The sequence below is a fragment of the Streptomyces sp. NPDC006283 genome (assembly GCF_040613325.1).
Lineage (GTDB): Bacteria > Actinomycetota > Actinomycetes > Streptomycetales > Streptomycetaceae > Streptomyces.
Window position 1 is genome coordinate 1 of sequence record NZ_JBEXRZ010000289.1, and the last position, 7,639, is coordinate 7,639.

Genomic DNA, 7,639 nt, shown 5'->3' on the forward strand with positions numbered 1-7,639 from the left:
GGACGCGTTCTCGTCGAGGGCACGAGGATCGCCGCGGACGCACCCGCCGACGCGCCCGTCCGCGACCTGTCCGGGCACTGGGTCGTCCCCGGCTTCGTCTCAGCCGGGCCGTTGGCCGGCCCGGCCAGTGCCTCCCTGCTCTCGACAAGCGCCATCGGTAGCGCTTCGGTCGACCCGTAGGCGCTGAACACGCGTGCCTCACCGGGCAGTACGGCGCGCAGCGCGCTCATCAGTCCAGGGCTCACCGGAGCGCCACCGGAGACGACCATGCGCAGTGACGGCACCCGGGCATCGGCCTCTGCCAGATGGGCCGAGAGCGGGCCTAGCAGCGCGGGGGAGGCGAACATGGCGTTCACATCGAAGCGTTGGATCGCGTCGGTCAGCAGCGCGGGATCGGCGGCGCCGACCCGGCCCATGTTCATCTTCGGCACCACCACTGTGCGGCCCGCCGCGAGGTCGAACACACCCATCAGCGGCAGGGTGAGAAGGGTGGTGGTCATGTCGGCGGTGAAGTGACCGCTCTCGACGCCGTGCGCCATTCCCTGCAGCATGCCGACGGTGATCTCGACCGGCTTGGCCGGGCCGGTACTGCCGGTGGTGTAGCCGATCAGCGCGAGATCGTCCGGTCCGGACTCCAGCGGAGGAAGGTGCGGCAGGCCTGTACCGAGGGCGGCCAGCTCCTCGAGTCCGGTGCCGTTCTTCTGGCGCACCTTGATCACGCTCTGCACTCCGGCGAAGGCCTGCGGGCGCAGCCGCCGGAGGATGTGCGCGGACGGTACGCCGATGAAGGCCTGGACACTCACCTGGTGGATGCAGTCCAGCATGCGGCTCAGTCCCATGCCGGGATCGACGACCACCGGAACCGCGCCGATGTGCATCAACGCGAAGACCAGGGTGAGCAGGTCGGCCCCAGGAGTCACCAGCAGGGCCGTACGGGTACCGCGGCCGATGCCGTGCCCCTTGAGACCGGCGGCGCACATGGCGACCTTGGCGGCGAGCTCGGCGTAGTCGACCGACGCGTAGCCCAGCCGACCGGCCGACTCTAGTCGGCCGGTCGGATGAATGACGGCTGCCTTGTCGGGCGTACGGACGGCGTGCCAGGCGAGAAGTTCGGCCAGGAACGCGCCCCGGCGCAGTCCGGTCGTGATGCCGGGCATCACCGCGCGGCTCCCTCGGCGTCGCCGGTCAGGTCGTAGAGCGAGGCTGCCGAGCTCAGACCCGCGCCGACGGCGAGGAAGAGGAGCCGATCATGGCCCGCGAGCCTGCCCGCGTCCTGTGCCTGTCGGAAGCCGTAGGCCAGGGCTGACGTGTGCGGGTCGCCCTTGACGCCTTGGACGGTGACGGCGGCATCGGTTGCCAGGCCCAGGCGCTTGGCAAGGCGGGACGCGAAGTTGGGCGACGGCTGTGAGGTGATGAGCAGCGTGCGGTCGAGGGCGGCCGCCGGCGCCGCGGCGCCGGCCGTGCCGTACTCGGCTGCCAGAGCGCCGTGCACCGAGTCGACGGCCAGATCGAGCATCCGCTCCAGTACGCCGCCGTCGCGGTCGACAGCGATGGTGTTCCGGCCCTCGGAGCCGGCCTCGTTCAGCGGTATGTATCCGTTGACGCCGTGCGAGCCCGGCAGCGACCGGTGGTACACCCGGTCGAAACCCCGGGCGTCGTCGCTGCGCTCCAGCAGCAGTGCCGCGCCTGTGCTCGCGTACGGGAACTCGGCGGTGCCTGCCCTGGTCGGGTCCATCGAGGGGTGCGTGTCGGCCGAGACCACCAGCACACGACGGGCACTGCCGACTGCCAGCAGCGAACCGCCGGCCTGGACGGCGTTGAGCACACCGCAGGCGCCGTTCATCAGGTCGAACGAGAACGCAGCCTGCCTGTCGATGTCATGCAGGTAGTCCAGGTTGATGCCGATGCGCTTCTGGATGAGTGCGGCGACGGAAGGCTCGGAGATGTTGGAGTCGCGGTAGACGCCGACGTTGATCAAAACGTCGATGTCCGCGGGCGAGAGCCCGGCCTGCTGGAGGCAGGCGCTGCCAGCCGATGCCGCGTACCCGATCGCGCTGCCGTCGTCGTCGGCCGGGCTGAGTGCGGTGGAGGTGATGACGGTAGCCATGTTATACCTCCAGGGAGGAGACGGTCGTGGACAGGAAACCGGTCACCACACCCGAGGCGGCAGGCACCAGGAGAATCTTGGATCCCTTGGGTATTCGGCGTTCGGCGAGCGCCTGGTGCAGTACCAAGTAGTGGGATGTGGTCGCGGTGTTGGCGAATTTCTCGACGACCGACAGCGACTGTGGCATCGGTGTGTCGAAGATTCTCTCTCCCACGTTGTTCATGAAGTCGATGAACCGGCTGCCGACTTGGTGCTGGACGACGAAGTCGTATCCCTCGTCGGCGAATCGACGACCGTCGTCGGCCAGATTGGCGCGGTGAAAGGTCGGCCACAGCGAGAGGCGGTCCTCGGCGTGCATCATTTGATTGTTCGTGTACATCGCCAGGTCGCCGGTGTCGTCGCTGGGCATGCCCAGACACAGGTGTGAGTACTCCGAGCAGGTCATCAGCTCGATGTCGTGGATGACGTCTGCGTCGTCGGTGGCGCGGTCGACGAGCACGGCGACGGCCGAGTCGCCGACGGAGAGGGACGCGAACTGAGGGTCCCGGCTGTCTTCCATCTCGCGCGCGGCGGTGAAGGCGATCGGGGTGATGTGCTCCCCGCTGAGCACCAGGCCGTTGCGCACCTCACCGGAGCGGATCATCCGGTCCAGCAGATAGACGCCGGTCATCATCCCCGCGCAGGCGTTGGAGACGTCGAAGTGAATGGCGCTGGTCGCGCCGAGCTCCTGGGAGATGCGATGGGCGAACGACGGCTCGAACTGCTGGCGTCGGCCGTCTGTCGTGCGGCTGATGGAACAGGAGATGACGACGTCGATCTCGTCCGGAGCGTAACGCGAGCGGTCCAGGCAGTCGCGCGCTGCCGAGACTGCCATCGTGAGGCAGTCCTCGGGGATGTCGGCGGTGTCGTCCGCGACGCGGCGCTCGGCCATTCCGGTGATCTTGAAGAGGTCGAATTCCGGTGTTTTCTCCATGCGAGTGAGGAGTTCCGGAGTAGTCATGACCGCCGAGGGGAGATATGCCCCGATGGACTCTAAGCGACTGTTGTGCACAAACCTCTCCTGATGGTCTCTCGTTCATGCGGCGCACCGGCGCGGTGGAAAGTGAATAGACGTCAGGCGACCTCTATCCGTGCTGTGTCATTTTCGGGGACGGCCTTAATAATTCGGCTTCTTTGCCGATCCGGCCTGGTCCCGCTTCGGGGAATCCCGGACATCGGGGTGCGCTGCCCGATGACGTTAGCGCACCGCTCGGGCAGGTCTCACGCTGCGAGCCTGTGATGATCACCACTCGTCGCTCATGGGGGATTGCCGTGCGTGATGGCCGGAAATTGGCGGCCGAATATGGCGGGGAGGTAGCGGCGTGCATGCTGATCTGGCGCTGCCTCGGAAAGCGGAAGCGCCATGTTGTTTCGATCCGTCGTACTTGAATCACGGAGGATCTGCGCTGTTCGACTCGCCGTGCCCCGAGGGTGTCGGCAAGAGAGAAAGGCGCACGAGGCTCCCGATTGTGCACAATCGGCCGGACGCTCCGGACCGATTTCCGATCGCGCGATTCGTCTTGCCTGTCTGCCTCGGGCGAGCCCGGCCCGAGTCGACAAGGCCCGGCACGAGACTGAACGCCGCGGGATCCCTCGGGATGAGGCTGCTGTCGCGGCGTTGGCCGACCCGATTCTCGCCAAAGTGGAGGGCGAGACCAAGGTGGCCGCGATGCCCGCCTGCGGCGCGGCACCGGGCGCTGGGACTGGGCACTCGCACACCGGCCGGCGTAGCGAGTGCCACCAGAAGAATCGCTGTTCCTGGCCATGAAGGCCGTGAGATGTGCGGTCCATTTTGCGATTCGCGCGTGAATGTCCCATGATCATGACTGCGCGTCAGTTTCCGGCGCGCGTCGGCGTGGGGTTCCCCCGTACACCGGTCGATCGATCCCGCAGGCGGCGAGCTCATGATCTCGCCATGCCGCGGTGACTCCCGCTCCGTTCCGTTCACCTAGGCAAAGGCCGCATGTCCGCCCATCAGCTATCGGACCTCATACGTTTCGTCCGTCACAACTCACCCTTCTACCAAGGCCTTTACGCCTCCCTGCCGCCGGACGCCGACCGCCTCACCGATCTCCCGGTCGTGGATCAGCAGGAGTTCTGGTCGGCCAACACCCTGCACGACAACCGCGTCCTGACCGGCCCTCTCAGCGAGGCGACCGTCTATAAGACCGGCGGCACCACCGGCGCCCCCAAGTTCTCCGTCTACACACGCGACGAATGGCGCACCTTCGTGACCGCCTTCGGCCAGGGCCTGTTGGACACGGGGCTGCGCCCGGGGCACCGCGTCGCCGACCTCTTCTACGCGGGCGAGCTCTATGCCAGCTTCCTGTTCATCCTCGACTCGCTCGTCCACGCCCCGGTCGATAACGTCCGGCTGCCCATCGGCGGCGCCGCGCCGCTGGAGTCGACGGTCCCCATCCTGCAGGACTTCGCCGCCGAGGTCGTGGCCGGCACGCCCACCACCCTGTGCCGGCTGGCCGAGCACCTGATCTCCTCCGGCGTCCGGCTCGACGCCGTGGAGCTGGTCCTGTTCGGCGGCGAGGCGCTCTTCGCAGACCAGCGGCGCCTGCTGGCCGCCGCATTCCCCAACTCCAAGGTTCGCTCTGTCGGTTACGCCAGCGTCGACGCCGGCCTACTCGGCCGCCCCGTGCCTGGCTCCGACCCCCGCGTGCACCGCGCCTTCACCCCGCAATCCGTCGTCGAGATCCTCGACGACGCCACTGACGAGCCCGTCACCGAACCCGGACGGCCCGGACGGGTCGTGGTGACCAGCCTGTTCCGCCGACTCATGCCCGTCATCCGCTACCCCGCGGGCGACCGCGCCGAGTGGACCGACACCCGGTCCCGGCATTTCCGCATCCTCGGCCGCGCCGAGGAAGGCGTACGTGTGGGGCCCGTGTCCCTGTACTCCCAGGACGCGCAGGACGCCGTGGCCGCGGCGGACACCGCCGGCCGCGTCTTCGCCATGCAGCTGGTCGTCCGCCGCTGGGACGGCCGCGACGGTCTGGTGCTGCGGCTGGCCACCGCTCCGGGCGACGACGAACCGGCTGGCCTGGAGCCGCTCGCCAAGGGGGTCGTCACGGAACTGGAGACGGCCCGGCCGCTGTATCCGGACAGCGTGCGTGCCGGTTTCGTTCACCCCCTGTCCGTGGAATGGGCGCGCCACCGCGACCTGTCCGTCAACCCGCGCTCGGGCAAGCTCGTCCGCGTCCTCGACGAGAGGCCGACTGCATGAGCGCCACTCCCGTCACGCGCGCCGACGAGGGCCGTCGCCTGCCGCTCGTCCTGCGTAACCGCGCCTTCGGTGCTGTCTGGCTGGGCCAGATCCTGACCCAGGCCGCGGTCCGCATGTTCCAGGTCGGCGTCTCCTGGTGGCTGGTCGCCTACGCCGTCGGCGACGGGAGCGGACTGGCTTCCGGGCTGTTCATGGCCGTCAGCTCGCTGCCCGCCGTGGCCCTGGCTCCCGTCGTGGCCCGCGCCGTCGCCCGGATCGCCCACCGCTCCGTCCTGCGGGCGGCTGCCGCGCTGGCGGGCGCCGCCGCTGCCGCGCTGGCCGTCTGGGCCTGGACGAGCGACCTGCCGCTGGCGGCCGCCTACGGCTCGACCCTCGCCCTGGCCGCGTGCCAGGCCTTCTTCGACCCCTGCCTGACCACGTCGGTGCCCGAACTCGTTGACGACGAAGATATCGAGACGGCCACGGGATTCGAGCTGTCCACCCAGTCCCTGGCCGGCCTCGGCGGGGCCCTGCTGGGCGCCCTGATCGTTGACCGGTTCGGCGTGGCCGGGCTCGCCGCCGGGTGCGCGGCCGCCTACCTCGCGGCCGCGCTGCTCATCGCCGGTGTGCGCTTCCGTACCGCAGCCGCGCGCGGTGACGAGGACGGCGGCCCCGCCGGTGAGGCGGCAGCACCCCGGAAGCGTACGCTCCGCAGCATCCTCCGGGAACTGCCGTACGTCCGCCGGATCCTGGTCTGCTTCGCCGCGGCCAACCTCTTCACCACCGCCGTCTTCGTTGTCATTCCGCTCTACACCCGGAATGTGCTGGGTGACGGCGGCGGCACCGTGGCCCTGCTGGAGGCGTCCCTGGGCGTCGGCACGCTCATCGGCTCCTTCACCGGCGCCCGGGTGCCGGGCCGGCATACCGTCACCGGCTCGAACTGCCTGGGTCTGATGGCCCTCGTCCTGGCCCTCCCGGGCCTGGTCGCGCAGCGGCTGGTCATCTCCTGCTGCCTCGCCGTGGCCGGCTGGTGCGTGGGGGTCATCGGGGTCCGCTTCGTGGCCCTGTTTCAGCGGCTGGTACCCACTGCCGACAAGCCCGGTTTCTTCGCCGTGATGCAGGCGGTGCTGGGGGCCACGTTCCCGGTGGCCTCGCTGCTGTTCGGACTCGCCGGGGACCACCTCTCGGCGCAGACACTGTGTCTGGTGCAGGCCGCCGGCCTGGTGCCCGCCACCTGCGCGCTCGCCCTGCTGGGTGCCCGTACCCCCGAGTCGGCCGCGGACCGGCCGACCGCCGAGGCCGCGACCGTGCCTGCCGGCCGTACTCACGAGCCTGGAGGCGAGCGGTGAACGCACGGATCGCCCCGGCTGCCGACGCGGACATCGCCGACCTGCGCCAGCTCTACTACGCCGTCTACGGGCCCCATTACCCCGCCGCGCTCGGCACCGACACCGCCGAGATGGCCCGGCTCATCCAGGACCCGCACTCCTTCTGGCTCGTCGCCCGCTGCCCCGACACCGGAGCGCTGGCCGCGTCGGCGGCCATCCACGGCGAGCCGGGCAGCCGGATCGGGCGCCTGGAAGGCCTCGCTGTGCACCCGGACCACAGGTCCGGGGGACTGGCCGTCACGCTGACCGAGGCGCTGTGCGCCGGGATGCTGGACACCGGGCGGCTGGACTCCGTGTACGCCACGGTCCGCACTGTCAGTGCCGGCCCGCAGCGCGTCGTCGCGCGCAACGGCTTCCGCCCGCTGGGCATCCTGCCCAACGCGGTCGATCTCAGCAGCCGAGAGAGCCTCGCCCTTTACGCGCGTTACTCCGCCGGTGTGCTGGACCGCCGCATCCCCGTTCCCGAGGCGCTGCCCGCCCCACTGCTCCCGCTTCTGCGGACAGTTGAGAGCTGCCTGGGCGTCAGCTACCAAGGCACCCGTGCCACCGTCCCGCTCCCGACGGCCGCGCACCGGCCGGTAGAGCAGCTGGAGATGATCGAGGCCCCGGCCTTCGTCCGCCGCCGCCTCCGCGAGCGCTTCCCCGACGCGGGCGGCTGGTACTACCCGCTGCACACACCCAACGTGCTGCTCACCCCCGACGACGGGCGGTTCGAGGTCTACGCGTACCTCAACCGCACCGGACGGTACTGCTCGCTGCTGACCGCCCACCCCTGCCCCGCCGCTGCCGCCGCCTATCTCGAACCCATCACCCAGGCCCTGATCCGGGCCGGCGCGGGCTATGTGGAGGCCCTAGTGCCGCTGGCGCACCAGGGAGCCCTCTCGGCCTTCC

The 7,639-nt window shown here is 69.7% G+C and carries 5 protein-coding genes and 1 pseudogene; 3 read left to right on the forward strand and 3 right to left on the reverse strand.

Annotated features, from left to right (window positions below; translation table 11 throughout):
* Positions 1-179: 179 nt before the first annotated feature.
* The 3 genes and pseudogenes from ABZ070_RS33810 to ABZ070_RS33820 form a co-directional block, all read right to left on the reverse strand.
* Positions 180-1,157, reverse strand: a pseudogene (locus ABZ070_RS33810) (AMP-binding protein); the annotation flags it as partial.
* Complete coding sequence (locus ABZ070_RS33815) at positions 1,157-2,107, reverse strand: hypothetical protein (protein ID WP_356639599.1); 951 nt, start codon at positions 2,105-2,107, stop codon at positions 1,157-1,159. The gene ABZ070_RS33815 and the pseudogene ABZ070_RS33810, both read right to left, overlap by 1 nt.
* A 1-nt stretch (position 2,108) precedes the next feature.
* Positions 2,109-3,080 (reverse strand): 3-oxoacyl-[acyl-carrier-protein] synthase III C-terminal domain-containing protein, encoded by a 972-nt coding sequence (locus tag ABZ070_RS33820; RefSeq protein ID WP_356639601.1) that lies wholly within the window; start codon positions 3,078-3,080, stop codon positions 2,109-2,111.
* A gap of 1,029 nt (positions 3,081-4,109) precedes the next feature.
* On the opposite strand from ABZ070_RS33820, the gene ABZ070_RS33825 reads away from it, so the two are divergent.
* The 3 genes from ABZ070_RS33825 to ABZ070_RS33835 all read left to right on the forward strand — a co-directional run.
* Complete coding sequence (locus tag ABZ070_RS33825; RefSeq protein WP_356639603.1) at positions 4,110-5,381, forward strand: AMP-binding protein; 1,272 nt, start codon at positions 4,110-4,112, stop codon at positions 5,379-5,381.
* The gene (locus ABZ070_RS33830; protein WP_356639605.1) at positions 5,378-6,709 is read left to right on the forward strand and encodes an MFS transporter; all 1,332 of its coding nucleotides are present in this window, start codon (positions 5,378-5,380) and stop codon (positions 6,707-6,709) included. The genes ABZ070_RS33825 and ABZ070_RS33830 overlap by 4 nt, the downstream gene beginning before the upstream one ends.
* On the forward strand, positions 6,706-7,639 hold a 934-nt coding region (locus ABZ070_RS33835; RefSeq protein WP_356639607.1), incomplete at its 3' end, for a GNAT family N-acetyltransferase. The genes ABZ070_RS33830 and ABZ070_RS33835, both read left to right, overlap by 4 nt.

Bases quoted from the DNA above. Each gene is read 5' to 3' on its own strand.
- ABZ070_RS33830 (WP_356639605.1), top strand. From the start codon at position 5,378: ATGAGCGCCACTCCCGTCACGCGCGCCGACGAGGGCCGTCGCCTGCCG.
- ABZ070_RS33820 (WP_356639601.1), bottom strand. From the start codon at position 3,080: ATGGAGAAAACACCGGAATTCGACCTCTTCAAGATCACCGGAATGGCC.
- ABZ070_RS33815 (WP_356639599.1), bottom strand. From the start codon at position 2,107: ATGGCTACCGTCATCACCTCCACCGCACTCAGCCCGGCCGACGACGAC.
- ABZ070_RS33825 (WP_356639603.1), top strand. From the start codon at position 4,110: ATGTCCGCCCATCAGCTATCGGACCTCATACGTTTCGTCCGTCACAAC.